Below are 25,596 nucleotides of genomic sequence, written 5' to 3' on the forward strand. Positions count from 1 at the left end.
TCCTTTTATCCGTATCATTCCCGCGGTTCCGTTTTCTAAACAAAAAAAGACGCCGCGCGGGCGTCCTTTTTTAACCTATTCTTTTGCTAAATCCTTTGCGGCGTCTTCCCAAGCCTGTTTGAACTCGTCCGCGCTGTCAGCTGAGACGTATGTGCCGCCTCCCGCTTCCGCCGCTTTTTCAAGGCTTTCGCTTCCTTTCATGCCGAAGTTGAAGCCGATGATATTGACGACCGTGTTGACATTCGCTTTACGGAGCTTTTGAATTTCGGCTTGAGGATTCCCGCCGCATGTTTCTTCACCGTCTGTGATCAGATATACGACGTTTTTCCCTTTAGCGCCGGCCCGCTCAAATTCTTCACGTGTATCAGAAAGCGCTTTCGCTATCGGTGTCCAGCCGGTCGGTTTAATCTTGCTGAGTGATTGCTCAAATGGAGTCACGGCGTACGGCTGAAGGCCGTATAACGTTTCAGTCGCGTTACATGATACGGCTTTGCCTGAGTTTTTATTATTGCCCTTATGCCCGAATACCCGAAGCATCAGATTCGTGTCTTCAGGAAGAACTTCCGCAAAAGAAGTGACAGACTCTTTCGCAACATCTATTTTACGCTCTCCCCCTGTTTTTTGTATCATGCTCCCGCTTGCGTCAAACAGCACGGCGACGTTTGTTTCTTCGTGCTTTTTCTCAGCTGCAAAAACAGGTGATCCGAGTGAAAGCGTCAAAAGTCCGACAATCCCCGCAGTGAACATTTTTTTCATTTCCTTCATTCCTCTCCGTTTGTTTTTGGCCGATGGGCCCCCGGCTCTTCTCTATGCTAGATGAGGAGTATGCAAAAAGATATAGGGCGGGATTCCTTTTGTATAAGCGGCTGTACGCCGTTAAAAATGAACAGAATTATGCGCATCATCCTAAAAAGATTGGATAAATGATGACAGATTTAATGCCTTTTTCGCCCTTTTTGTAATATAAGTCCGGAATCTGATTCTTTTTACAGTTTTCTCTTCATCTTTTCTTGAAATTTTTGTTAAATAAAAATAAAAAAAAGGGCCGCTAAACGGCACCTTTTCTTATTTCGCTAATGAACTCGCTTCCATCGTAAAGATGCGGTTCATATCCTTTTGGCTGTGAGCTTCGTAATATTTTCCTCCGCCCGCACCGGCAATTGCGTGAAGCTGTCCGTTGAAGCCTTCTTTAAAGTCAAAGCCGATCACGTTGACTTTAATATGATGTTTGCGAAGTTCTTTCGCTGTCTTAATAGGATCTCCGCCGCATGTCTCCTCACCGTCCGTCAACAGGTAAACGGATTTAAAGCCGAATTTATGAACGCCGTTAAAAGAAGCCTTCGCATCTTCTAATGCTTTTGCAATCGGTGTCCAGCCCGTAGGCCCGATTCCGTTCAGAGAGTTGAGGAAGCTCTGTCTGTCAAACTTTTGGAATCCGTATACACCGCGAATGGATTCACAAGATTGAACTTTTCCGGAGTTTTTATTATTGCCTTCCGAACCGAAAACCGTCATTCTGACCTGTGATGTAGACTTAATTCGATCTGCAAAACGGACGATTTCATCTTTTGCCATATTGTATTTAGAAACGCCGTCAATCCGTTTCGCCATACTGCCGCTCGCATCAAGCAGAATGGCGATATTGTTTTTAAATAAAAATGTCTTCTCGTTTGCATTCTCGGCAGCAAAAGCAGGAGATGCAGCAGTCAGCATCAATCCGAGCATGATTATGAGTGAAAGTGTTTTTTTCATTGCTTCTTCCCCTTTTCAATAGATTTACGTTCAACGCCGAACAATATTTATCGTAAATGAGATGAAAAGGGAAATAAATAGGACGGCGTTCCTCATTATTTTTGCGTATATTCACATAGATACGGCATTTTTATCAGTGATTTTCACCCGGCGCTCAGCCTTCAGACGGCATTTGTCAGCCTTTAGGCTTTCGTTATATGAGTCTGTTGGTTGCTTTACCGTTTATGGAATAGTTTTCAAAAAAAACAGACGCTCATGAAAGCGCCTATTTTTTCGCCATATATTTGTTTAAAAATGAATCTGCTTCGGATATGTCCACTCCCTGATAATAATGCTTGACGATGTCCGCCACGGATTTCCCCTGCTCCGCCATGTAATTGGCCCCGTACTGGCTCATGCCGACGCCGTGGCCGAATCCTTTTGTCGTAATGGTGATGCTGCCGCCGTTCCGTTTCCATTCAAAGTCGGCAGAACGGAGTCCGAGTTTTTCCCGGATGTCTCTTCCCTTCAGCTTTTTGCCGTTTATGACGGCCGTCGCCACTTGATGGCCCGGCGTTCTGGCTGTAATCTGCCCTACCGTGTTTTGTCCCGAGAGCTGTACGCCGAGCTTTTGCTGAAACTCCGGCACACTGAAGGTCTGGGTGGCAAGATATTTCGGCGATTGCTTATCCCACGGACTTTTCACGCTCTTTAAATAAGGAATGGCGCTTGTCCAATAGGCTTCCGCATTTTCCGTATACCCGTTGCTCGTAGAGAAGAAAGATGCCTCAATCGGCTTGTTGTCGTACGTTAAAATCTTTCCTTGCGTGCCTGCGACCGCGTTTGTGATTTTCTTGAGGTTGTGTGCGTACTTAGAACCCCATTCTTTTTTCAGCTGGCTTTTGCTTTGATAGACTTGGAACATTTGCGTATCGTCCACCAGTGATCCTTTCGGCGCCTGAACGGCTGAGTCAGCGACCATCAATCTGACGATGAATGTCCGGGCGGCGAGCGCCTGGGCTTTTAAGGCTTCCGGTTTAAAGGTTGCGGGCATTTCGGAAGCCACGACACCGATCACGTACTCTTCAAGCGGAATGTTCTCTACAGAATGATTGGATGTCCGATAAACCGGAATGGATACAGGTGATTCTTTCAATGTTTCTGCTCCTTTTGTTTCTCGTGTGGTGTGTGTTGTTTTGTGTCCGGGCTCTCTGTTTACGGCTGCTCCTTTTTCCGCCTGAAACGGAAGAACGAGAATGGTGGGAACAAGAAGAATAAGTATACACAGCCCGGATAGTAGAAATACAATCGGTTTCATATATCAGCTGCCTCCTGCTTGGGATTCGACTCTACTTCATCTTATGGGCAGGGACAAGCTAATATGACTTCCTTTTGGACAGAATCTTATTCCATTTTTCACGCGAAAAACGTATTCTTTTTTGAAAATCAGAGCATAATAATGATGATAAACCATAAAAAAACAGTATGCCAGATTGACATACTGTTTTTACAGCCATTATGCGTTTAGGTCAGTTACGACTTCTTTGCTTTCTTGTTCAGCGGCCGTTTCATCAACGACACGCTCGATGTCAGCGCCGAGAGCCGCAAGTTTTTTATGGAAATTCACATAACCGCGATCCAAGTGCTTCAGTTCCGTGACGCGTGTATGACCTTCAGCCACTAATCCCGCAAGAATCAGCGCCGCGCCCGCACGCAGGTCCGTAGCGGCAACTTCTGCGCCTTGCAGCTGTACAGGACCGTTAATGATCACAGAACGTCCTTCAATTTTAATGTCGCCATTCATCCGGCGGAATTCTTCAGCATGCATAAAACGGTTTTCAAACACAGTTTCAGTAATCATGCTTGTTCCGCTCGCACGGAGAAGCAGCGCCATCATTTGCGACTGCATATCAGTCGGGAATCCTGGGTGAGGCATCGTTTTAATGTCGATCGGCTTCAGCTGGGCAGGACCGATGACACGAAGGCCTTCTCCTTCATCCGTAATTTTGACTCCCATTTCTTCCATTTTCGCAATTAAAGACGTAAGATGCTCAGGAACCGCACCTTTGACTAATACATTTCCTTCCGTGATAGCCGCAGCGACCATGAAAGTACCCGCTTCAATACGGTCAGGAATGATGTTGTGTCTTACGCCGCGAAGCTTCTCGACACCTTCAATTTTAATGGTGCCTGTGCCGGCACCGCGGATTTTTCCGCCCATCGCATTGATATAGTTCGCTAAGTCAACGATTTCAGGCTCTTTTGCCACGTTTTCAAGCGTTGTTGTTCCTTCAGCTAAAGCAGCTGCCATAATCAAGTTTTCTGTCGCACCCACACTTGGGAAATCTAAATAGATTTTTGCGCCCTGCAGACGGCCTTCCACTTCTGCTTCAATAAAGCCGTTGCCTACTTTGATTTTTGCACCCATTGCTTCAAAGCCTTTTAAATGCTGATCAATCGGTCTTGAGCCGATTGCGCAGCCGCCCGGAAGCGCTACTCTTGAATGACCCGTACGGGCTAACAGAGGGCCCATAACAAGCACTGACGCGCGCATTTTGCGCACATATTCAAAAGGTGCTTCTGTTTCTAAAGCGTAAGAAGCGTTTACGGTAACTTCATTATTCTCAAAATGCACATCTGCTCCTAAATGACGCAACACTTCATTAATTGTATATACATCGGAGAGCGTAGGTACATCACATATTACGCTTTTTTCTTCACTTGCTAATAAAGATGCAGCGATAACTGGTAAAACGGCATTTTTTGCTCCTTCAACTTTCACTGTGCCGTTTAACTTCTGACCGCCGCGGACGATGATTTTTTCCAAGGTATTCCCCTCCGCGTCCCTATATTCTCTATATTAATATTCAGTTGTCACGATTGGTGTGCCAACCGTAACGGTATGTTTTCCGCCCATTCCCGCACTTCTAAGCGCAACTTGCACATTCATCTTATGTTTCGATGTCATGATGTAATCTGTCCACTTATATGTAAATGCAGAAACAGAAACGAAATGAGGCTCAACTACATGTTCAACTGGACTTGCTTCAAATTCTTTCATGAGCTGTTCTGCTTTTTTTTGCAAAACAATACTCATATTATCATTTAAATGACCCTTTAGACAAGTAAAAATAAATACTTTATTTTGAAATATGTCATGTGCCTGCCGTTCAAACTGTTCATATGTATCATTCCAGTTTTCCGGTTGCTCCGGGCTCATTTGCTCATATAATAAATACGAAGTTGGGTTCTGGTTTTTGAGGGTAGTGACGAGCTGCAGTTTAAAAGTTGTGTGATTTTTTTTGTCAGAATACGTGCCGACGGCCTTTACGATTTTATCTTCCCGCGCGGATTCCCAATGATATTGCGGATACTGCGTCTTCAGTTCTTTTACCTTGTCATCAAATTCACTCAGTGACAGGTTCAGATTTTTTTTCGCATGAAGCGTCCATTCATCCACAGTGACCTGCTGCCGCTCCATTCCTTCGGCAATCTGGGCAAGCGGAGACAGCTCACTTGCATGAATGGAATGAAATACCGCTATTAAGGCGCTTAAAAAAACAAAAAACAAGATGATACGGCCTGCTCTTTTTTTCTTCATATCGATCTCTCCCCCTTACTCCCATTTTTGCCGGAGCCGGGGAAAGCAATACATGGAAAACTTCGTCAAAACTCGCCAAGCGGGTGAATAAAAATTGGTTTCTCACCCAGCGATTCCCTTCATTTCAACAGACGAAACATCTTAAAATAAGTATGGAAGCTGTTTCGAATAGGTAAGATAATCTAAAAAGAAGTTGGCGACTGCCGTACCGATCGCAATGGTAAGAAGAATGATCAGCAGCCTCGCCTGCACTATTTTTCCTTTTCGGATCAGCGGATCAAAGTTGACGGCCTGAAGCGCCCACCATGTCACCGCAATGCATACCAGGTGAACCAGGATGCTGATTGCGGCCTGCTGCCCCAATACATTCACAAATTCCATCTCCTTTCATTTTTTCCGCCCCTCATATCCTCTCTTATTATATAAGAAGAAGAGAGAAAGATGATCATTTTTACATCAGAATTTTTATCCAAAATTAGGGGCAATCCCCGCTTAAATGTCCGTTCTCCGGCATGATATACTTTTTTGGAAAGGAGATGGGAATATGAATCATTCCTTTTTTCATCCGGAAAAGCAGTATGGAGAAACACTTCCCGTATTTGACCACGAGTGGGAAGCGATAGCATTCTACTATGATTATAGACAGTCTCAAACAGAGGAACTGAAAGAATTATGTCAGTTTTTCAACATTTCTCTTGATTATTCACCCGGCAGCCTGCTGGCAGTGGAAGCTCTTTACTTCCGCAGCATAAAAGAGCTGCTTTTGGCGGATTGGAACCTGCCGATTGACGAATTTGAGAAAATGCTCAGTGTGTATGTCATCGATTGCGCCATCAGACATCATGGCGATGCCGAATGGGTCGTCAAACCTTATCCGTATACGGACGGCGCTTATACGACAGGTGTGCGGAGAGGAAACAAAACGTGGCACACCGACAACTGCTGCGAACATTTATATCTGCAAAAAGAAGAGGATCATCCGCTTATCGGCGTCTATGAATCTCTTATGCGTTAATATAGAAAAAGAATCCTTCTCAGACAGCCGAGAAGGATTCTTTTTTAGTTTCCTGCAACATCCAATCTGTTTACAGCCCGCTGTAACGCAAGCTCAGCCCGACGAATGTCAGTATCATCTGATCGTTTGTTCAAACGGTCTTCCGCCCGCTTTTTCGCAGCAAGGGCGCGCTCTTTATCAATGCTTTCCGCTGTTTCAGCGGCTTGTGCAAGGATAGTGACCTGATCAGGACGGACTTCTAAAAATCCGCCGCTGACAGCCGCCAATTCGGTCTGCCCGTCTTTTTTAAGGCGGACAGCGCCGATTTTAAGCGGAGCCACGGTCGGAATATGGCCAGGCAGGATACCGAGATCACCGCTCTCGGCTCTTACACTCACCATTTCAATATCAGCATCATATACTGGGCCGTCGGGAGTAACGATATTGACTTTAACGGTCTTCATGCTTTTACCCTCCTAGGACCAGATTAAACTTCTACACCCATCTCTTTTGCATTCTCAATGACTTCTTCAATGCGTCCCACAAGACGGAATGCATCTTCCGGAAGATGGTCATATTTACCGGAAAGGATTTCTTTAAAGCCTCGTACCGTTTCTTTAACAGGCACGTAAGAACCCTTTTGTCCCGTAAACTGCTCAGCTACGTGGAAGTTTTGAGAAAGGAAGAACTGGATACGGCGTGCGCGGTGAACGACAAGCTTGTCTTCTTCACCTAATTCGTCCATACCGAGAATCGCGATAATATCCTGAAGTTCTTTGTAACGCTGAAGCGTTGACTGAACTTCACGCGCCACCGCATAATGCTCTTCTCCGACAATTTCCGGAGCAAGCGCGCGGGAAGTGGAAGCCAGCGGATCAACCGCAGGGTAGATACCCATTTCAGTTAATTTACGCTCAAGGTTAGTCGTTGCATCCAAGTGAGCGAACGTTGTCGCCGGAGCCGGGTCAGTGTAGTCATCGGCAGGCACGTAGATCGCCTGGATAGATGTAACTGAACCAACGTTTGTAGACGTAATACGCTCTTGAAGCTGACCCATTTCTGTCGCAAGCGTCGGCTGATAACCAACCGCAGAAGGCATACGGCCGAGAAGCGCGGAAACCTCTGAACCCGCTTGTGTGAAACGGAAAATGTTATCGATAAAGAACAGTACGTCCTGTCCTTGTTTATCACGGAAATGCTCAGCCATTGTAAGACCCGTCAGTGCTACACGCATACGTGCGCCCGGCGGCTCGTTCATCTGTCCGAAGACCATGGCTGTTTTCTTGATAACGCCTGAATCGCTCATTTCGTAGAAAAGGTCGTTCCCTTCACGAGTACGCTCTCCTACACCGGCGAATACGGAAATACCGCCGTGCTCTTGTGCGATGTTGTTGATTAATTCCTGGATTAATACGGTTTTACCTACGCCGGCGCCGCCGAACAATCCGATTTTACCGCCCTTGATGTAAGGAGCGAGCAGGTCAACAACCTTAATTCCCGTTTCAAGAATTTCAACCTCAGTTGAAAGCTCATCGAATGAAGGAGCTGATCTGTGGATCGGGTCCTTTTGAGCATCCGCAGGCAGCGGTTCATTTAAATCAATTTTATCTCCCAGTACGTTAAATACGCGTCCGAGAGTCACATCACCGACAGGAACGGAAATCGGCGCACCTGTATCAACGGCTTCCATTCCGCGCTGAATTCCGTCCGTAGATGCCATGGCAATTGTACGGACTGTATCATCGCCTAAATGAAGAGCAACCTCTAGCGTTAGGTCGATGCCTACTTCATTTTCGCCTGTAGCTGGCTGTGAAACTTTAATCGCATTATAAATCGCAGGCAAGTGGCCGTCCTCGAAACGTACGTCGACAACCGGTCCAAGCACCTGACTTACGCGTCCTTTCTTCATCGCTATCCCTCCTGACAAAATCTTTCTATTCTAAAGCGGCTGCACCGCCGACAATTTCGGTAATTTCTTGTGTAATCGCCGCTTGACGCGCGCGGTTATATGAAAGCGAAAGTGAATCAATGAGTTCTTTCGCATTATCAGTCGCATTTTTCATTGCTGTCATTCTCGCAGCGTGTTCACTTGCTTTACTGTCAAGAAGCGCGCCGTAAATTAAGCTTTCCGCATATTGAGGAAGCAGCACTTCGAGCACCTCTTCTTCATCCGGTTCGAACTCGTAAGAAGCCGTGCGCTTCCCGCCGCTCGTTCCGAAATCCGTTAAAGGCAGCACTTTTTTCTCCGTCACTTCCTGTGAAATCGCACTGACGAAATGGTTATACACCAAATGCAGTTCATCAAAAGCGCCGTCGATAAACATTTGAACCGTCTGACGGGTCAAATCTTTAATCTGAGCAAAAGTGACCTCGTCGCCAAGCCCCACTAACTCAGACAAAATCGGCATCTCCCGTTTTTTGAAGAAATCGCGGCCGACTCTGCCGATTGCAATCACCGTGTATTCATCTTTAGACTGATGGCGTTCTTGAATGGTGCGGTAAGCGTTTCGCAAAACCGAACTGTTAAACGCACCCGCAAGCCCGCGGTCAGACGTAATGACGAGATACGCCGTCTTTTTCACTTCTCTTGAGACAAGCATCGGGTGTTTCGCGTTTTTCGCGCCTTTTCCGACGTTAAACACAACCTCCTGGATCTTATCCATATACGGAGCAAATGACTTCGCGTTGGTTTCCGCACGGTTCAGCTTCGCAGCGGATACCATCTGCATGGCTTTTGTAATCTGGCTTGTTTTTTTCGTTGACGTGATCCTTGACTTAATATCGCGTAATGAGGCCAAAGATTTCACCACCTTTATTCTTCATTTGCGTAAAAAGAGAGAAAAAGAGAACCTTTTTCTCTCATCTTCTAAGGGTTAGTTGCTTGGTGCAAATGTGCGTTTGAAGCCTTCGATTGCAGCTTTGAAGTCTTCATCAGCAGGAAGGTTTCCTGTTTTCGCAATGCCGTCAAGCAGATCTTTATGGTTTTGATCAAGGTACATGTAGTACTCTTCTTCAAAACGTCTGATATCCGCAACCGGAATATCATCAAGATATCCTTTTGTCAGCGCATAAAGAATGGCTACCTGTTTTTCAACCGGAAGCGGCTTATTCAAGTCTTGCTTCAGCACTTCAACTGTACGCGCACCGCGGTTCAGTTTCGCCTGAGTCGCCTGGTCAAGATCAGATCCGAATTGGGCGAATGCTTCAAGTTCACGGTATGAAGCAAGGTCAAGACGCAATGTTCCCGCTACCTTTTTCATCGCTTTGATTTGGGCTGACCCGCCGACACGGGATACGGATAATCCGGCATTGATCGCAGGACGCACGCCTGAGAAGAATAGGTCGGATTGAAGGAAAATCTGTCCGTCAGTAATGGAAATGACGTTTGTCGGGATATAAGCCGAGATATCTCCTGCTTGTGTTTCGACGAACGGCAGCGCCGTAATTGATCCTGCGCCTTTAGCGTCACTCAGCTTGGCTGCGCGCTCAAGCAGACGGGAGTGAAGATAGAATACATCCCCAGGGAATGCTTCACGGCCCGGCGGACGGCGAAGAAGCAATGACAGCTCACGGTAAGCGGCCGCTTGTTTGGATAAATCATCATATACGACGAGAACGTGCTTGCCGTTGTACATGAATTCTTCACCCATTGTCACCCCTGCATACGGTGCAAGGTAAAGAAGCGGAGCCGGCTGTGAAGCGGATGCCGTCACGACAATCGTGTAATCAAGCGCGCCATGCTTACGAAGTGTTTCCACCACGCCGCGTACTGTAGATTCTTTTTGGCCGATCGCTACGTACACACAGATCATGTCTTGATCTTTTTGGTTTAAGATTGTATCAATCGCAACAGATGTTTTACCTGTCTGACGGTCCCCGATAATCAGCTCACGCTGTCCGCGGCCGATCGGAATTAACGCGTCGATCGCTTTGATACCCGTTTGCAGCGGCTCATGTACCGATTTACGGTCCATTACGCCTGGAGCCTGGCTTTCGATCGGACGTGTTTTGCTTGTCAGAATCGGACCCAGTCCGTCTACCGGCTGTCCGAGCGGGTTGACGATACGTCCGATTAATTCTTCACCTACAGGAACTTCCATGATGCGGCCCGTTCTTTTGACCTCATCACCTTCGCGGATATCTCTGTAAGGTCCTAAGATAACGATACCTACGTTGGATTCTTCAAGGTTTTGAGCCATACCCAAAACGCCGTTTGAAAACTCAACAAGTTCACCGGCCATACAATTGTCAAGGCCGTGTACACGCGCAATACCGTCTCCGACTTGGATGACTGTACCTACGTCATGAACTTCAATTTCAGATTGGTAATTTTGAATTTGCTGCTTTATCAGCGTGCTAATCTCTTCAGCTTTGATGCTCACTTAGGTTTCACCCCTTCTATCGATTTCCTCCGGCAAGTTGACGTTCCATGCGCTCAAGCTTTCCGCTTACGCTTCCGTCATAAATCCGGTTTCCAATGCGGACTTTAATGCCGCCTATTAAATCCGTCTGCACTTCATTTCTGATTCTGAGCGAAGCGATTCCGGCTTTTTTTGCAAACACTTGAGACAATGATAACATTTCCGCTTCTGACAGCGGTTTTACTGAATAAACAACCGCATCCTCTGTCTGACGGGCCTGATTGGCAAGTTTGATAAACTCGTCTGTGAGATCAGGCACAATCGAAGACCGGCGGCGGTCAATCAGAAGAAAAATCGTATGCAGCACAGACTCAGACAGTGCGCCGAACGATTGCTGAATCAGCTCTTTTTTCTTAGCGGCCGATACCTTCGGATGGCTTAACACTTCCTGTAATCCGGCTTCGTTCCGGAACACTTCTTTTAGTACGGTAAGCTCTTCTTCGATTTCATTGATTTGAGAAGTCTCAACGGCAATGTCGAAAAGCGCTGACGCGTATCGTTTAGAGACAGCAGATCCACTCATCGGCTTTCTCCTACCTCTTTAAGATAGTCCTGAATCAGTTGTTCCTGGGCTTGTTCATCAAGCTCTTTTTCAATCACTTTCGATGCGATTAAGACAGAAAGTGATGCGACTTGCTCGCGAAGTGCGGAAACCGCTTGTTCTTTTTCTTTGACAATTTCGGTTCTCGCCGCTTCTTTCAATCTTTCAGACTCGGCGCGTGCAGCCTGGATAATGTCTTCCTTCTGCTTTTCACCCAGTTTTTTCGCATTTTCAATGAGTGATTGTGATTCCTGTTTCGCTTCTTTTAAAAGAACGCGCTGCTCTTCAATCAGCTTCTGCGCTTCTTTATTTCTTTCTTCAGCGGACGTAATTTCGCCGGCGATATGATCTTCACGCTGTTTCATTATATTTAATAGCGGTCCCAGAGCGAATTTCTTGAGAAGCGCTAATAAAACTAACATAGCTAACAATTGGAATAGGATATCTCCGCCGTTAAACGACAGTCCTAATTCAAGAGGTAATTGAGACATCTACTACGGCAACTCCCTTCTGCAGGTTTTCTCTGCTGATAAAAAGCCGTTTCGGGACGGCCTGCTTATCAGACATAAAGCAATGGCGAAGGTTCTCTTAGAGTGATCTTCGCCATTTTTAGTTCATATAAGGCTTTTTTGCTTAGCCAAAGAACGCTAAGAACGCGATAACGACAGCGATAATCGGAAGGGCCTCAACCAATGCGATACCCATGAACATAAGAGTTCTAAGTTCTTTTCCTGCTTCCGGCTGACGGGCGATTCCCTCTACCGTACGTGAAACGATCAGACCATTACCAATACCTGCACCAAGTGCACCTAAACCGATTGCAATTGCAGCTGCTATTAAATTCATGAAAAAGTTCCTCCTTTAAAATGTTATCCGAATGGATATATGATTTTAATGATCATGACTGATTTTGTGTGACATGTACACCATCGTCAGCATCGTAAAGATAAATGCCTGGATGGTACCGATGAACAAGCTGAATGCCTGCCATGCAAGCATCGGAATAATGGCTCCGACTGTGCCGACCAAACCGAGAAAGAAACTGTTTGAGTAGAAATTCGTCGCCAGATTCGCAAGCAGGCCAAGAAGAATTTCCCCGGCGAAAATGTTACCGTAAAGACGAAGTCCGAGTGTCAGCGTATTCGCAAACTCCTCAATGATCTTCATCGGGAACATAAGCGGAACCGGTCTGAGGTAATCCTTAGAGTATTCCTTCAAACCTTTCATCTTCACGCCGTAATAGTGCGTTAACGACACAACCATAACGGCTAGAGTCAGAGTAATAGCCGGATCGGCCGTCGGTGATTTCCACCAAAGCTCGTGTCCGACCGTTACAGAAAACGGCAGCCCTAGCATATTTGATACAAATATGTACATCAGCAAGGTTACACCAAGCGCCAAGAAGTTAGCCCCTGTTTTTAAATCCATTGTACTGCCTATAATATTGCGGACAAAATCAACAATCCATTCCATGAAGTTCTGGGCTTTTCCCGGACGGATGGACAGCGTTCTTGTAGTAAGAATCGCAATCAGCAGCACAATCACACTTGCCACAGTAATCATCAGAATGTTTGTCAGATTAAAAGTAAGACCAAACAAATCAATAGTTCTGTAATCGTGATTCAATGGGTTTTCACCTCTCTTCCATTGATGAACGTTTGAGCTGAATAATGGAATCTATCATAATGACGGGATAAATTGTCATTAATCCAATAATCACACTTGCCACACTGACTTTATCGGGATATTTAAAGGCGACAGCCATCGCAAGTATCGCATTGCACCAACGCGCTGCGCTCCCGAGTGATCGTATGGACTTTCCTTTCGCCACGGCCTTGTCAAAAGCATTCATTCTTCTGATCAAGAGCCACAAATTAAACAAACTGAAAACAGTTCCCAAAAAGAGGCCTAAAAAAACAGTTTTATACGCCGTAAGACCATATCCCAGCAAATAGATTGCTAAGATTACAAATACATATCTCCGTTGTCTGCTGAATGTAAGATTGGGATCGTCCATCAACTATCTGTCTCCTGATGAAAATGTAATATAATTCCTGGATACGGCAAAACATGCGGTTAACCCTTGCAGAAGGCCTTTTTTGTCCGCAAAACGGCCTGTTCGAAAAAACCACTCATCCTCCTGATGCTACGGGATGCTGTTTCATTCGCTTAGATAAATCCTCATATAACGGGTTTTTTTGGAGGATTTAAAATGAGGATGGATACTAGAAATGAAAGGAATGAAAACCTTCTCATAATACCCTCGTTTAGCATACAATAGCCCCTAACATGTGTCAATCTGTTTAAAGTTAAAAAACTTTTTATACCGGAAGCATACACAGAATGTTCACAAATTCACCTATAAATGTATGAACTCTGCCCATTCAGCTAAAATCTGGATAAAAAAAAGAAAACCCCCTGAATGAGGTTTTCCGATTTATTTGGTTCCGTACAGTCTGTCACCCGCGTCACCGAGGCCCGGAACGATATAGCCTTTTTCATTCAGTTTTTCATCAAGGGCGGCGATATAAATATCAACGTCAGAATGATGTTTCTGCAGCTCTTCCACGCCTTCCGGAGCCGCTACAAGACACATAAAACGAATGTTTCTCGCGCCGCGCTTTTTCAGGCTGTTGATCGCTTCCACCGCAGAGCCTCCCGTAGCAAGCATCGGATCCACGACAATAAATTCGCGTTCTTCTACATCAGAAGGAAGCTTGACATAGTATTCCACCGGTTTTAAGGTTTCCGGATCACGGTATAATCCGACATGTCCCACTTTAGCGGCCGGGATTAATTTCAGCATGCCGTCAACCATTCCGAGACCCGCTCTCAGGATCGGCACGATACCGAGTTTCTTCCCTGAAATCACTTTGGATGTCGCTGTTTGAACAGGTGTTTTCACTTCCACTTCTTTAAGAGGAAGATCACGTGTAATTTCAAACGCCATCAGTGATGCGACTTCATCCACAAGGTCTCTGAAATCCTTTGTGCCTGTATTTTCATTCCGAATATATGTCAGCTTATGCTGGATTAAAGGATGATCAAATACGTAAACCTTTCCCATACTGTGTTCAGCTCCTTTTTTGTTGTCCGAGTGACTTTTTCACACTTCTATTGATTCTACAGAAAAAGACAAACAGTTTCAAGAAAATCATAAAAAAACCCGCCGGATTAAGGTTCCGGCGGGTTTCTTCCTTATTAATAGTCCAGTTCTTTATATAAAGGAAACTTTTCAGTCAAGGCAGATACGCGCTGTTTCGCTTCTTCAAGTTTTGCTTCGTCTTCATGATTTTTCAGCGCGAGGCCGATGATGGCGCCGACTTCTTCAAGTGCGTCACCGTCAAAGCCGCGGCTTGTCACAGCCGCCGTACCGAGACGGATTCCGCTTGTGACGAACGGTTTTTCCGGATCGTAAGGGATCGCGTTTTTATTAGATGTAATGCCGATTTCATCAAGAACGTGTTCAGCGACTTTTCCGGTCAGTCCGAGAGAACGGAGGTCAACAAGCACAAGGTGGTTATCCGTTCCGCCTGATACGAGCTGAATGCCCTCTTTGTTCAGAGACTCAGCCAGGCGCTTCGCGTTCGAGATGACGTTTTGCGCATATGTTTTGAAATCATCTTCAAGCACTTCTCCGAAAGAAACGGCTTTTGCCGCGATGACATGCATAAGCGGTCCGCCTTGGATTCCCGGGAAAATGGATTTATCAATCTTTTTGCCGAACTCTTCACGGCAAAGGATCATTCCTCCGCGGGGTCCGCGAAGTGTTTTGTGAGTCGTTGTCGTTACAAAGTCAGCGTAAGGAACCGGATTCGGATGAAGGCCGGCTGCGACAAGACCCGCGATATGCGCCATGTCTACCATGAAGTAAGCGCCGACTTCATCAGCGATTTCACGGAATTTTTTAAAGTCGATCGTGCGGGGGTATGCGCTCGCTCCGGCAACGATGAGTTTCGGCTTATGCGCCAGCGCTTTTTCACGCACATCTTCATAATCTATATATTGCGTGTCTTTATCGACACCGTATTCTACAAAGTTGTATTGAACGCCGCTGAAATTAACCGGGCTTCCGTGTGTTAAGTGGCCGCCGTGGGAGAGGTTCATCCCGAGCACCGTGTCGCCGTGCTCTAAAATCGTGAAGTAAACAGCCATGTTCGCCTGAGCGCCTGAGTGCGGCTGAACGTTTACATGCTCAGCTCCGAAAATCTCTTTCGCGCGGTCGCGGGCGATGTCCTCAACGACATCAACATGCTCACAGCCGCCGTAGTAGCGTTTGCCGGGGTAGCCTTCAGCATATTTGTTTGTTAAAACAGAGCCTTGTGCTTCCATTACCGCTTCCGTCACGAAGTTTTCAGAAGCAATTAATTCGATCTTAGTCTGTTGACGCTTACGCTCATCTTTGATGGCGTTAAACACTTGTTTATCTTGTACAGGTAAATGTTTCATCAGCGAGATCCTCTCCTATCCGTTTCCTGTTCTTTATTTTTACCACCTTATTGTACATGGTTTTTCAGGTGAATGTAACAGCTTATTTAAAAAAATCACAAAATTTAATTAGAAAACACGAACATTATAGAGGAAAAGTATTTTCATCATTCGCATTCATAAACGGCGCGAATTCCGCCTATCAGCTTCGGTCTTGTCCGGGCCATCGTCACATGTGCTTCTCCAAGCTCACGGCTCGATATCCGGACAGGGACGGCAACGGGTTTCAGATGCATGCCGATGAACGTATCACCGATGTCAATCCCGGCGTCAGCCTGAATCGATTCAACGAGCACTGGAGAACGCATCTGCCGGTATGCATAAGAGGCCATCGCTCCGCCCGCTTTCGGGACGGGGACGGCTGAAACAATGGGGAGCCTGAACCGCTCGGCCGTTTCCGCTTCAATGACAAGCGCCCTGTTTAAATGCTCGCAGCATTGAAAAGCAAGATGCACACCCGTTTTTTCCTTAAACCGGTTAAGTCCGCCGTATATCAATTCAGCCCAATCCCCGCTTCCGGCGGTGCCGATCCGGCTTCCGGCGGCTTCACTTGTACTGCACCCGATCACCAGCAGACTGCCGTCCGTCAGTCCTGCCTGCTCTTGAAACTCAGTCAGCATGTCCGTCCATTTTTGCTTCATCTCTTCCATTGTCCAGCACCTCTTACAGATTTTTTTCTTCGTAATCTGCGATTTTGCCGATCCGCCGTTCGTGGCGGCCGCCCGTAAATTCAGTCGTCAGCCAGACTTTTGCGATTTCGCGCGCCAGCCCCGGGCCGATGACGCGTTCGCCCATCGCAAGAACATTCGTGTCATTGTGTTCACGCGTCGCTTTTGCGCTGAAGGTGTCATGGGCAAGCGCACAGCGTATGCCCTTTACCTTATTTGCGGAGATGCTCATGCCGATGCCTGTGCCGCAAATTAAAATTCCCCTGTCAGCTTCGCCGTTCACCACTTTTTCCGCTACCGGAAAAGCGTAGTCTGAATAATCGACAGAGCCGGCGCCGCATTCACAGCCCATATCAATGTATTCAATCTGCAATTCATCCAAAAGACTTTTTATTTCTTCGCGGATATGGACGCCGCCGTGATCTGACGCAATAGCTACTTTCATTCATTTACCTCCTAGGTGTGGCTGGGCGAAGACAGCCCAGTGTGCTTGTCCTTTTTATTACGAAATCCGTTGATTTCATTCTACTCTTTCACATTCGTTTTGCAAATGACCTGTTTGCAGATTTTCTGACAGATTACTTGCTTTTCCCGTCAAGCAATTGATCAGCCAAAAGGGTTAGCAGCTCCTCCAGTTCGTCCCGCGTCTGTTTATAAACATCAAGCGGACCGCCGAAAGGGTCAGAGATATCGCCGTTTTCCCCCGTTACGTATTCTTTAATGGTAAAGACTTTGCCCTGACTGTTTTGATATCGGCCTTCAATCAGCTGTTTATGCTGTTCGGTCATCGCCAGCACCAGATCGGCCGTCTCGATATGTTCTTCCGATAAGGGAGATGAACTGTGATTGAGGGCGATCCGTTTTTCAAACAGCGCTTCTACGGCATGAGCCGACGCTTTTCCGTGCGGAGACGCGAATACGCCGGCCGAGCTTACGCTGACATCCAGCCCTTTCGTTTCTGCTATGGATTTAAAAAGAGCCTCAGCCATGGGACTGCGGCACGTATTGCCTGTACAAACAAAGATTATTTTCATGTCCGTCACCTCTTACTGCCTATTATAAATGAAGAAAAAAGAAACGGCATCTTCGTTTCTTTTTTTACGTATCTTATATCGGTAAAAGCAGTTTCAGCCCGAATCCGATCAAAATGGCTCCGCCAAGCGCTTCGCTGTAGGAGCCGAGCCACGACTGCACCTTTCTTCCCGCCAAAAGACCCGCCCATGTTAAAACGGTGCTGAAGACCCCGAACAGCGTAACGGCCAGAAACGGATTGGAGCCGTTCATCCCGAGACTGAGCCCGACAGAAAAGCTGTCCAGACTGACACCGACCGCAAACAGCAACAGTCCCGAGCCTGCCGGAGATATGAGCGGCCCGTCTGATTGTTTAAACGCGGCGATCATCATCTGCACCCCTAAAATGAAAAGAAGAGATCCGCCGATGTAAACGGCGAGCATCCCCAGAAAACCGGACAGCAGATGCCCGGCCGCCATTCCCACAAGCGGCATCATGACATGAAACAGCCCGATGACAACCCCTATATGAAAAATCTGTTTTTTCTTCAGCTGAATCATTCCCATTCCGAGCCCGACGGAAAAGGCATCCGTCCCCAAAGCAAATGCCATGATGCTTAAGGAGACAAGTTCCCCGATGAATAGATTCGACATGAATAAAAACCCCCTTGGACGTGCCCGCTTGTTTAGCTTATGCATGTCCGATAAGGGGTAGAACAAGTTAATGGATAACGGTGCCGCCTGCGGCTTTCATCAGCCTGTTCATAACGGCGAGCCCCACTCCGGTATCCGGAAAGGACTCAGAAATAATCATATCCACTTCCGCTTCATCAAAGCTGCGGAGCGCATCGTATAAGGCGGACGCCACTGTTTCAAGGTCGGCGCGTCTGCCGCAGACCTTGATATAATCAGCCTGGTAACTATCGGCGTTCTCTTCAGTTGTCAAAATGCCGATTCGTTTTCCCCGGCTTTTATATGCGTCTGCCAGTTCTTGAATTCTCCGGGAGCCGCCGTCGGCAATAGCCATCGGCGCAGAAGGCGCGTAATGTGTATATTTCATACCGGGAGAAATAGGAACCTCATCTTCTTCGGTCAGCCCTTTATCCACAAGAACCGGACCGGCGGCGGATTCAATCTGCTCTTTTGTCACGCCGCCCGGACGAAGCAGTACGGGCTGTTTCCCCGTACAGGACAGAACGGTTGATTCCACTCCGATTCCCGTCGCGCCGCCGTCCACAATACCGGCAATACGGCCGTTTAAATCATGAGCTACATGCTCGGCCTTCGTCGGGCTCGGTTTTCCTGATAAATTGGCGCTCGGCGCGGCGATCGGCAGTCCGGCCGAGCTGATGAGGGCTAATGCTGCCGGATGATCAGGCATTCTGACCGCTACCGTCTCCAGTCCCGCGGTGACACGGGGTGACAGCACACCGGGCTTACACGGCAGGACAAGGGTCAGCGCCCCCGGCCAGAATAGCTCCATAAGCTTTTTCGCCGTCTCAGGAATATGGCTGATAAAACGATCAAGCTGGCTGATATGGGATATATGCACAATCAGCGGGTTATCGCTCGGCCTTCCTTTCGCCTCATATATTTTCGTTACGGCTTCCGTATTTTCAGCGTTAGCGCCCAGTCCGTAAACGGTTTCTGTCGGAAAAGCCACAACCTCATTCTGCCGGAGCAATTCCGCGGCTTGTGTAATTTGGGGATCGGTTGTGGATAATTCTGCGGAACAATCCACAAACCATCTTCTTGTTTTCATGTATAACCAAACTCCTTATTTTAAAGCGGTAAAACTTTATTTTCTCTCGTGTATTCCTTTTGAAAGTATAAAAGATGTCCTTTAATAAAACAAGTGTTATCCACAAACTGTGGACAACACTTTTTAATAAGTGGATAACCTTGTGTATAAGTTAGATCAGGCAGAGGTTTTCACCATTAAAAACGAACCTTCTGTGCATAACGAGTTGCGGAAATGTTCGGACGTATACAGTTCCTCAGGCGCATCGGCGCACGCTTCAAATCCCATCACATTCAGAAACTCAGCAGATGAGGGCTGATTGGCGACTAAGTAGACATCTTGAATCTCATGTTTTTTACACAGCACATCCATACTTTGAAACAGTGTAACGATATGGCTTTGATTCAGCCTGTCCGACATGACGAGTGAACGGAGAAGCCCTTTTCCGCCGCTGAATTTTTCGATCCCGAGACAGGCGGCAATCTTTTTTTCGCTGTCTTCCAGCACGATAAACCGGCTGATCTGCTGATCGATTTCCGCATGTGCCGTATCAGACTTTTTCAAAAAGGCCTCCAGCGCCTCCGTATCTTGATCTCTTGCCACTCTCAGCTGATAAAACATATATTTCCCTCCGTTTCGATCAACTCTTTCTTCCAATCTATGAATCGAATCCGGATTTATGCCTTTTGCTTCAGGAAAATAGATCTGAAATCCAATCGACGAGGAAAAACTTCACTTCGGTATCATCGTCATCTGTATTTTCTTTCTTCGCTTTATCAGCCTTTGCTTTTACGTCATCCAGCACTTTTTCTGTCTGTTTCTGCGTTTCTTCCTGCTTCTGTCCGCCGTCTTCCTGATCTTTCACCGCTTCGCCGTTTGAGAAATCAAGGAAGCACAGCGGCGGAAACAAGACGCACCACCAGTTGGCGCCCTCGCCATTGCCGAGTGTAATTAAAATGGCTTCATATTTTCCGGCCGGATAGACCATATTGCCGTACAGCTTTGTCGGAAACGAGATTTTATTGAATTGAACTGAAACGGATTGATGCGCACCCTTTTCTTTCATCGTTTGTTTGGCGATTTCTTTAATTTCAGGAAGCTTCGAACGAATGAGCCGCCGCGCTTCTTCAATGGAAGTGATATCTTTCACCCAGTCTGTGATTTGCTTGTTTACAGCATCTCTGATCTGGCGCTTGAGCTTTTGATCTTCATCGTTATCACTGTTGGCCAAAATTCTGAGCCGGATCGCTTCATCCGGTATGACGACGGGCTCATCGGCTGATGCCCGCGCCGTTTCTTCTTTTGTCAAACCCGCAAGCGCTCCTGATAATAAAAGAAAAATATATATGCAGATCATCATTGTCTGTTTCATCGGTCCCCACCGTTCCTCTCCGTGCTTTTTTTATCTAGTCCCATTATGGACATGACGGAAAAGGTTTAAACCGGCGGGAAGAAAAAAATCTAGCAAGCTGATAATCTGCATTGACAGATTCAAAATATGGTACGATATTATTTTGATAGGAGGTTTTCAGATGAAATATAATTACACCGTGCTGCTGTCGGCGGCATGTATGTCTGTCATTTATTCTATTTTGTATGTTCATCAATTCATTATCGCGGCTTTCATTTCGATGGCGTTTTATTTTTTGTTTCCTTATTTGATTTTTGCGCTGCCGCTTCAATACTTTCTGAATAAAAAGCCGAAGAGATTTCATCCGCTGTATTTTCTTTATTATTTGGGGGTGTCGTTCATTGCAAACGGGATCATCTTCGGTCTTTTGCAGCCGTCAGGCCAATCTCTGTTTTCTAATTCAGCCTTTTATATCTTTGCGGTTTTAACAGCCGTCGTCTATTGGGTATGGGATTCCGTATTGCTGCAAAGACAAAATCCGGCTACAGAAGCGTAATCAGCAGACAGCCGGCTGAAGGGAGAGCGGCGCAAAAGAAAACGGCGGCCATCTTTAAACGGGCGCGCCGTCCTTCTTCTGTTTCAGAATTATAATTGGCCCGCTGCTCCGCTCCGCTTACGGCCAGCCCGGAAACGATGACCGCTGCGACGATAAGAACAGCCGTAACGGCGCCGAGAATGATGTCAAAGCCAAACGGCAGGACAAATCCAGCCGCATAAGCTGCGGCGGCGAGTATACATCCGAAGGCGAACGCTTTTTTCAAGGCGGATGCCCCTTTCATTTTCTTTCCATTGTAACAAAAGCCCGCCGTGTGCGTCACCGGCGGGCTTTTTTCATGATGTGATGACCGCGGATACGGTTCTGTCTTTTCCGTTGATGTCCTGTACGACTTCCACTTCCGCATTCGGAAAGGAATGACGGAACAGGTCTTTCACGGCTTTTCCCTGATTATATCCGATTTCAAAGACGACAAGCGCTTTATCTTTCATGACAAGAGGCAGCTCCTCCATAAACCGCTTGTAGAATTTCAAACCGTCACCGCCGTCCGTAAGTGCATGAAGCGGCTCATGGAAACGGACGATATCCGACAAATCCGCCATTTCTTCTTCAGAAATATACGGCGGATTGGAAACAATAATATCCGCTTTTATTCCTGATGAAATAAAAGGAGTTAACAGATCTCCCTGCAAAAAGCGGACGTCCGCTCCGAGGTTTTGCGCATTTCTTTCCGCCACCTGAAGCGCTTCTTTTGAAATGTCCGAAGCCGATACTGAAAAATGTCCGCATTCAAGCGCGAGCGTCACCGCAATGGCTCCGCTCCCCGTACCGATATCAATGACGTTCAGGCGTTCTCCCTCAGAAAACACCCGCTTCTGTCTGTCCAGCAGATGAAAGACGACTTCTTCCGTTTCCGGACGCGGAATGAGAACATCGTCATTCACAAAGAATTCCCTGCCGTAAAACTGTTCTTTCCCGATAATATATTGAATCGGAACGCCTTCTTTATGCATTTCCACATGCCGTCTGAATCGGTAAAGCTCGTCCTCGCCGACGGGCTCCTGCAGACTTGCGAGAAGCTTGCTCCGATCCATTCCGGTATCATTTAACAGCAGCAGCTCGGCCGCGTTTTTTTCTCTTCCCGCTTCGGTTAAATAAGAAGAAGCCCAGCTTAGGGCTTCAAAAACGGTCTTCATCTTAATTTTCCGCCTGCTGGAGCTTGCTTGACTGGTCTTCTACGATTAACGCTTCAACCACTTCATCAAGCTTGCCTTCCAGGATTTGATCCAGCTTTTGAATCGTCAGGCCGATACGGTGATCCGTCACACGGTTTTGCGGGAAATTGTATGTGCGGATACGCTCGGAACGGTCGCCTGATCCGACGGCTGATTTACGGGTCTGATCATATTCAGCCTGAGCTTCCTGCTGGAATTTGTCATAGATTCTGGCGCGGAGCACCTTCATCGCTTTTTCTTTATTTTTAATCTGAGATTTTTCATCCTGACAGGATACGACGACACCGGTCGGTAAATGCGTCAGGCGTACGGCCGACATCGTCGTATTTACGCTTTGTCCGCCCGGTCCGCTTGATGCGAATGTATCGACGCGGATGTCTTTTTCGTGGATGTCCACTTCTACTTCTTCCGCTTCAGGAAGACACGCCACCGTCGCCGTGGATGTATGAATACGGCCGCCTGATTCCGTTTCCGGCACACGCTGTACGCGGTGCGCGCCATTTTCATACTTCAGCTTGGAGTATGCGCCTTTTCCCGTAATCATAAAGATAATTTCTTTGTAACCGCCCGTTCCGGTCACGTTTGCTTCCATGACTTCAGTCTTCCAGCCTTGGATTTCGGCGTAACGGGAGTACATTCTGTAGAGATTTCCCGCAAACAGCGCGGCTTCTTCTCCTCCCGCTGCTCCGCGGATCTCCATGATTACGTTTTTGTCATCGTTCGGGTCTTTCGGGATGAGGAGCACTTTCAAACGCTCTGATAAGGTTTCCGTCTCTCCCTGCAGTTCGGAGATTTCTTCCTTCACCATTTCTCTCATATCGGCATCAAGCTTTTCCTCAAGCATCGCTTTCGCATCGGCAAGCTGTTCTGATGCGTCTCTGTATTGTCTATAGACTTCAACGGTTTCTTGTATATCAGATTGCTCTTTCGAATATTCTCTAAGCTTTTTCGGATCGTTGACCACTTCCGGATCACTTAAAAGCTCATTTAATTTTTCGTATCGTTGTTCAATTGACTGTAAACGGTCTAACACGGTCTTCACCTCTGTTTTCCTGTGCGTAACATTCTCATTATAGTATAGGGCTTATCACCAGTCAAAAGCAATTCGCCTCTGTTATACTGAAGCAAAAAAGGAGGGGCGGATATGCTGAAATCCATCCACCATATAGCAATCATATGCTCTGATTATGAAAAGTCGAAAGCTTTTTACACCGAGATACTCGGTTTTGGCATTATAAAAGAAACATACCGAAAGGAACGGGAATCTTATAAACTCGATCTGGCGCTGGACGGCGCGTATGCGATTGAATTGTTTTCCTTTCCCGATCCGCCCGAACGGCCGACCAGACCGGAAGCCGCGGGTCTCCGGCATCTCGCCTTCACCGTAAACGATCTTGAAGCAGCCGTCAGGGAGTTAAAGAAAAAGGGCGTCGGCACAGAACCGATCAGAACCGATCCGCTGACGGGGAAACGGTTTACCTTTTTCTTCGATCCCGACAAGCTTCCGCTTGAATTGTATGAAGCGTAACGTTTTTTGAAGAAATGCCGCTTTCTTTGGCGAATTCCTTCTTGTTTTGTCTAACATGAAGGGAACGCCGCCTCATGGTCGAATACCTAGCAAAAAGGAGGTATGTGATCATGAATACAAACATGGCCGCGAAAGAGCTTGGCGTCTCCGCAAAAACGGTGCAAAGGTGGGTCAAGCAGCTGAATCTTCCGGCTGAACGGAATGAGCTCGGGCATTATTCCTTTACACCTGAGGATCTTGATGTGCTGAAATCGGTCAAACGGCAAATTTCTGAAGGCACTGCCCTTCTGGACGTTCAAGTGCCCCGGCAGCCGAAAAAACGGACGGGCTTCATTTTGCAGCGTCCGAAAATCAATGGCGGCGCTGAACAAAGGTTGGCAGAGCTGGAGCGTAAACTGGACATTCTCACGAAAGAGAAACAGGATGAGAACCATCTGCTTTCAAGGATAGAGGAGCTTGAACGCCAGCTGAAACAAAAGGCGGATGAAGGGGTGTCTTATCAGCTTCTTCAGCACAGACGGGAAATTGACGACCTCAATACCGAATTGCAGACATTGGCCTCCCGCATCCAGGAACTTGCCCAGACAGCTCCCCTCTCAGAAACAGCCGCTTCTTCAGAACATAAGAAACCCAGAAAAAAAACGAGATTTTCGCCTTTTAAATTTCAATTCTAATCAAAAAAGCTCCCTGAAACAGGGAGCTTTTCATTATGCAGTCAGCGCAATGATGATCGGCAGTGAGATAAGAGATAAAATCGCACTGATCACGAACGCGGACGCAGTTTCTTCCTCTTGTTTTTCGAAACGTGTGGCAATCATCGCCGCTACCGCAGATCCAGGGAATGCGACGAGCAATACCGCTTTAGTGATCTGGTCAGCCGGAAGTCCGACTGCAAGAGCGATCAAGTACATCAGCGCAGGCTGAACGGCAACTTTTAACAAAGCGATACCGAAAGCCGGCAGACTGAGCTTGATGTTGCGGATACCGACAGTTACACCGACGGCAAAGAGTGCAACACCTGATGTTGTGCTTCCGAGCTGATCAAGCATTTTTTCACCCAAGCCAGGGAGTGTTACACCGCAGAGTACCAGGATGATACTGATAAGCGGTGCAGCCGCAAGCGGTTCGGAAAGACCGTGAAGAATAGACTTACCAGTCATTTTCCAGAAGTTCTCGTTTTCGCTGTCTTGTTTCTTAGATGACTCACCGACTGTAGCGATAATGATCGCAAGCGGGTCAAGGATGGCGTTAACCACGATACCCGTAACGGCGATAGGAATCGCTACTTCGTTTGCTCCGAATAAGCTTCCGAGTACCGGAATACCCATAAATGCAAATGTCGGCTGTGCAGAGTTTAAAGAAAATACAGATGAATTCGTTAAATCATACTTGAAGATAAATTTGCAAACCAACAAAATGACGATAAAGAATCCGACAATCCCAATGATCAAAGCGATCATTAAAGGAACCTGTGATAAAAACGCACTTCTTGAAGTGGTTAAAATACTTGCGATAAAATGCGCCGGAAGCGCGTACTTCGTAACTAAGGTGCTTACCCCTTTTGCTGACTTCGCGTCATAACTTCCGAAGCGACCTGCGAACCATCCCAGCACGATCACGAAAAAGATCGGCGCCAGGAGGATTAAAATATCTAAGAAGCTCAAAATATTCTCCTCCAAATCCTTAATGTCCGTATACTTTAGCCTTTACATAAAAGCTTTCCCTCGGAC

The 25,596-nt window shown here is 46.9% G+C and carries 32 protein-coding genes; 4 read left to right on the top strand and 28 right to left on the bottom strand.

Annotation, left to right across the window (positions count from 1 at the left end):
* Positions 1-75: 75 nt before the first annotated feature.
* From L3V45_RS17490 to L3V45_RS17515, 6 genes are all read right to left on the bottom strand, one after another.
* The gene (locus tag L3V45_RS17490) at positions 76-756 is read right to left on the bottom strand and encodes a VWA domain-containing protein (protein WP_015387578.1); all 681 of its coding nucleotides are present in this window, start codon (positions 754-756) and stop codon (positions 76-78) included.
* A gap of 309 nt (positions 757-1,065) precedes the next feature.
* The gene (locus L3V45_RS17495; protein WP_003151188.1) at positions 1,066-1,752 is read right to left on the bottom strand and encodes a VWA domain-containing protein; all 687 of its coding nucleotides are present in this window, start codon (positions 1,750-1,752) and stop codon (positions 1,066-1,068) included.
* Between the two features lie 265 nt (positions 1,753-2,017).
* A complete protein-coding gene (spoIID, locus tag L3V45_RS17500) occupies positions 2,018-3,049 on the bottom strand; it encodes a stage II sporulation protein D (protein WP_015387577.1) in 1,032 nt (343 codons plus the stop codon).
* Positions 3,050-3,247: 198 nt separating this feature from the next.
* Positions 3,248-4,558, bottom strand: coding sequence for a UDP-N-acetylglucosamine 1-carboxyvinyltransferase (gene murA, locus L3V45_RS17505; RefSeq protein ID WP_003151185.1), 1,311 nt, complete (start codon positions 4,556-4,558; stop codon positions 3,248-3,250).
* A gap of 33 nt (positions 4,559-4,591) precedes the next feature.
* Positions 4,592-5,332, bottom strand: a complete 741-nt coding sequence (locus L3V45_RS17510; protein ID WP_003151183.1) for a YwmB family TATA-box binding protein — start codon at positions 5,330-5,332, stop codon at positions 4,592-4,594.
* Between the two features lie 141 nt (positions 5,333-5,473).
* Positions 5,474-5,704 carry a DUF1146 family protein gene (locus tag L3V45_RS17515; RefSeq protein ID WP_003151181.1) on the bottom strand — a complete coding sequence of 77 codons (231 nt, stop codon included), beginning with the start codon at positions 5,702-5,704 and terminating at the stop codon, positions 5,474-5,476.
* Between the two features lie 172 nt (positions 5,705-5,876).
* Here L3V45_RS17515 and L3V45_RS17520 point away from each other — a divergent pair, with 172 nt between their 5' ends.
* Entirely contained in the window at positions 5,877-6,347 is a 471-nt protein-coding gene (locus tag L3V45_RS17520; protein WP_234949487.1) for a hypothetical protein, read from the top strand.
* A gap of 44 nt (positions 6,348-6,391) precedes the next feature.
* On the opposite strand, the gene L3V45_RS17525 is transcribed toward L3V45_RS17520, so the two are convergent.
* The 18 genes from L3V45_RS17525 to spoIIR all read right to left on the bottom strand — a co-directional run bounded on the left by L3V45_RS17525 (position 6,392) and on the right by spoIIR (position 20,568).
* Positions 6,392-6,790 carry a F0F1 ATP synthase subunit epsilon gene (locus L3V45_RS17525; RefSeq protein WP_003151176.1) on the bottom strand — a complete coding sequence of 133 codons (399 nt, stop codon included), beginning with the start codon at positions 6,788-6,790 and terminating at the stop codon, positions 6,392-6,394.
* A 23-nt stretch (positions 6,791-6,813) separates the two neighbouring features.
* Positions 6,814-8,235: a F0F1 ATP synthase subunit beta gene (gene atpD / locus L3V45_RS17530; protein WP_003151173.1), complete on the bottom strand. Its 1,422-nt coding sequence runs from the start codon at positions 8,233-8,235 to the stop codon at positions 6,814-6,816.
* Positions 8,236-8,260: 25 nt separating this feature from the next.
* On the bottom strand, positions 8,261-9,124 hold the full coding sequence (gene atpG, locus L3V45_RS17535; RefSeq protein ID WP_003151172.1) for an ATP synthase F1 subunit gamma: 864 nt from the start codon (positions 9,122-9,124) through the stop codon (positions 8,261-8,263).
* A 75-nt stretch (positions 9,125-9,199) separates the two neighbouring features.
* A complete protein-coding gene (gene atpA / locus L3V45_RS17540; RefSeq protein WP_003151170.1) occupies positions 9,200-10,708 on the bottom strand; it encodes a F0F1 ATP synthase subunit alpha in 1,509 nt (502 codons plus the stop codon).
* Between the two features lie 16 nt (positions 10,709-10,724).
* On the bottom strand, positions 10,725-11,270 hold the full coding sequence (locus L3V45_RS17545) for a F0F1 ATP synthase subunit delta (RefSeq protein ID WP_003151169.1): 546 nt from the start codon (positions 11,268-11,270) through the stop codon (positions 10,725-10,727).
* On the bottom strand, positions 11,267-11,779 hold the full coding sequence (gene atpF, locus L3V45_RS17550) for a F0F1 ATP synthase subunit B (protein ID WP_003151168.1): 513 nt from the start codon (positions 11,777-11,779) through the stop codon (positions 11,267-11,269). The genes L3V45_RS17545 and atpF overlap by 4 nt, the downstream gene beginning before the upstream one ends.
* A gap of 142 nt (positions 11,780-11,921) precedes the next feature.
* Entirely contained in the window at positions 11,922-12,134 is a 213-nt protein-coding gene (atpE, locus tag L3V45_RS17555) for a F0F1 ATP synthase subunit C (RefSeq protein ID WP_003151167.1), read from the bottom strand.
* 45 nt (positions 12,135-12,179) lie between these two features.
* Positions 12,180-12,914 carry a F0F1 ATP synthase subunit A gene (atpB, locus tag L3V45_RS17560; protein WP_003151158.1) on the bottom strand — a complete coding sequence of 245 codons (735 nt, stop codon included), beginning with the start codon at positions 12,912-12,914 and terminating at the stop codon, positions 12,180-12,182.
* A 7-nt stretch (positions 12,915-12,921) separates the two neighbouring features.
* Positions 12,922-13,305, bottom strand: a complete 384-nt coding sequence (atpI, locus tag L3V45_RS17565) for an ATP synthase subunit I (RefSeq protein WP_234949488.1) — start codon at positions 13,303-13,305, stop codon at positions 12,922-12,924.
* 420 nt (positions 13,306-13,725) lie between these two features.
* On the bottom strand, positions 13,726-14,355 hold the full coding sequence (gene upp / locus L3V45_RS17570) for a uracil phosphoribosyltransferase (protein ID WP_003151154.1): 630 nt from the start codon (positions 14,353-14,355) through the stop codon (positions 13,726-13,728).
* A 134-nt stretch (positions 14,356-14,489) separates the two neighbouring features.
* Positions 14,490-15,737 carry a serine hydroxymethyltransferase gene (glyA, locus tag L3V45_RS17575; protein WP_003151153.1) on the bottom strand — a complete coding sequence of 416 codons (1,248 nt, stop codon included), beginning with the start codon at positions 15,735-15,737 and terminating at the stop codon, positions 14,490-14,492.
* 146 nt (positions 15,738-15,883) lie between these two features.
* Positions 15,884-16,426, bottom strand: coding sequence for a TIGR01440 family protein (locus tag L3V45_RS17580; RefSeq protein ID WP_003151151.1), 543 nt, complete (start codon positions 16,424-16,426; stop codon positions 15,884-15,886).
* Positions 16,427-16,439: 13 nt separating this feature from the next.
* Positions 16,440-16,889, bottom strand: coding sequence for a ribose 5-phosphate isomerase B (rpiB, locus tag L3V45_RS17585; RefSeq protein WP_003151149.1), 450 nt, complete (start codon positions 16,887-16,889; stop codon positions 16,440-16,442).
* Between the two features lie 133 nt (positions 16,890-17,022).
* Positions 17,023-17,478 carry a low molecular weight protein arginine phosphatase gene (locus tag L3V45_RS17590; RefSeq protein ID WP_003151148.1) on the bottom strand — a complete coding sequence of 152 codons (456 nt, stop codon included), beginning with the start codon at positions 17,476-17,478 and terminating at the stop codon, positions 17,023-17,025.
* Positions 17,479-17,551: 73 nt separating this feature from the next.
* Positions 17,552-18,109, bottom strand: a complete 558-nt coding sequence (locus L3V45_RS17595; protein ID WP_003151147.1) for a manganese efflux pump MntP — start codon at positions 18,107-18,109, stop codon at positions 17,552-17,554.
* Between the two features lie 67 nt (positions 18,110-18,176).
* Entirely contained in the window at positions 18,177-19,217 is a 1,041-nt protein-coding gene (locus L3V45_RS17600; protein ID WP_043867503.1) for an L-threonylcarbamoyladenylate synthase, read from the bottom strand.
* A gap of 156 nt (positions 19,218-19,373) precedes the next feature.
* Positions 19,374-19,817: a GNAT family N-acetyltransferase gene (locus tag L3V45_RS17605; RefSeq protein ID WP_015387575.1), complete on the bottom strand. Its 444-nt coding sequence runs from the start codon at positions 19,815-19,817 to the stop codon at positions 19,374-19,376.
* A 70-nt stretch (positions 19,818-19,887) separates the two neighbouring features.
* Complete coding sequence (gene spoIIR / locus L3V45_RS17610) at positions 19,888-20,568, bottom strand: stage II sporulation protein R (RefSeq protein WP_043867504.1); 681 nt, start codon at positions 20,566-20,568, stop codon at positions 19,888-19,890.
* Between the two features lie 160 nt (positions 20,569-20,728).
* Between spoIIR and L3V45_RS17615 the strand changes: the two genes are divergently transcribed.
* The gene (locus tag L3V45_RS17615; protein WP_003151143.1) at positions 20,729-21,103 is read left to right on the top strand and encodes a UPF0715 family protein; all 375 of its coding nucleotides are present in this window, start codon (positions 20,729-20,731) and stop codon (positions 21,101-21,103) included.
* Here the strand turns inward: L3V45_RS17615 and L3V45_RS17620 are convergent.
* The 3 genes from L3V45_RS17620 to prfA all read right to left on the bottom strand — a co-directional run bounded on the left by L3V45_RS17620 (position 21,090) and on the right by prfA (position 23,371).
* A complete protein-coding gene (locus tag L3V45_RS17620; RefSeq protein WP_234949489.1) occupies positions 21,090-21,368 on the bottom strand; it encodes a DUF5316 family protein in 279 nt (92 codons plus the stop codon). The genes L3V45_RS17615 and L3V45_RS17620 overlap by 14 nt on opposite strands.
* Positions 21,369-21,438: 70 nt before the next feature.
* Complete coding sequence (prmC, locus tag L3V45_RS17625; RefSeq protein ID WP_003151141.1) at positions 21,439-22,299, bottom strand: peptide chain release factor N(5)-glutamine methyltransferase; 861 nt, start codon at positions 22,297-22,299, stop codon at positions 21,439-21,441.
* A gap of 1 nt (position 22,300) precedes the next feature.
* Positions 22,301-23,371, bottom strand: a complete 1,071-nt coding sequence (gene prfA, locus L3V45_RS17630; protein WP_003151139.1) for a peptide chain release factor 1 — start codon at positions 23,369-23,371, stop codon at positions 22,301-22,303.
* A 111-nt stretch (positions 23,372-23,482) separates the two neighbouring features.
* Between prfA and gloA2 the strand changes: the two genes are divergently transcribed.
* Together gloA2 and racA are read left to right on the top strand one after the other, a co-directional pair.
* Positions 23,483-23,866 (top strand): SMU1112c/YaeR family gloxylase I-like metalloprotein, encoded by a 384-nt coding sequence (gloA2, locus tag L3V45_RS17635; RefSeq protein WP_058906418.1) that lies wholly within the window; start codon positions 23,483-23,485, stop codon positions 23,864-23,866.
* A 110-nt stretch (positions 23,867-23,976) separates the two neighbouring features.
* Positions 23,977-24,540 carry a chromosome-anchoring protein RacA gene (racA, locus tag L3V45_RS17640; RefSeq protein ID WP_003151137.1) on the top strand — a complete coding sequence of 188 codons (564 nt, stop codon included), beginning with the start codon at positions 23,977-23,979 and terminating at the stop codon, positions 24,538-24,540.
* A 33-nt stretch (positions 24,541-24,573) separates the two neighbouring features.
* Here racA and L3V45_RS17645 read toward each other — a convergent pair whose 3' ends face one another.
* Positions 24,574-25,530, bottom strand: coding sequence for an AEC family transporter (locus L3V45_RS17645; RefSeq protein WP_003151136.1), 957 nt, complete (start codon positions 25,528-25,530; stop codon positions 24,574-24,576).
* Between the last annotated feature and the right edge of the window lie 66 nt (positions 25,531-25,596).

The sequence above is a fragment of the Bacillus sp. R45 genome, from assembly GCF_021729365.1.
GTDB lineage: Bacteria > Bacillota > Bacilli > Bacillales > Bacillaceae > Bacillus > Bacillus velezensis.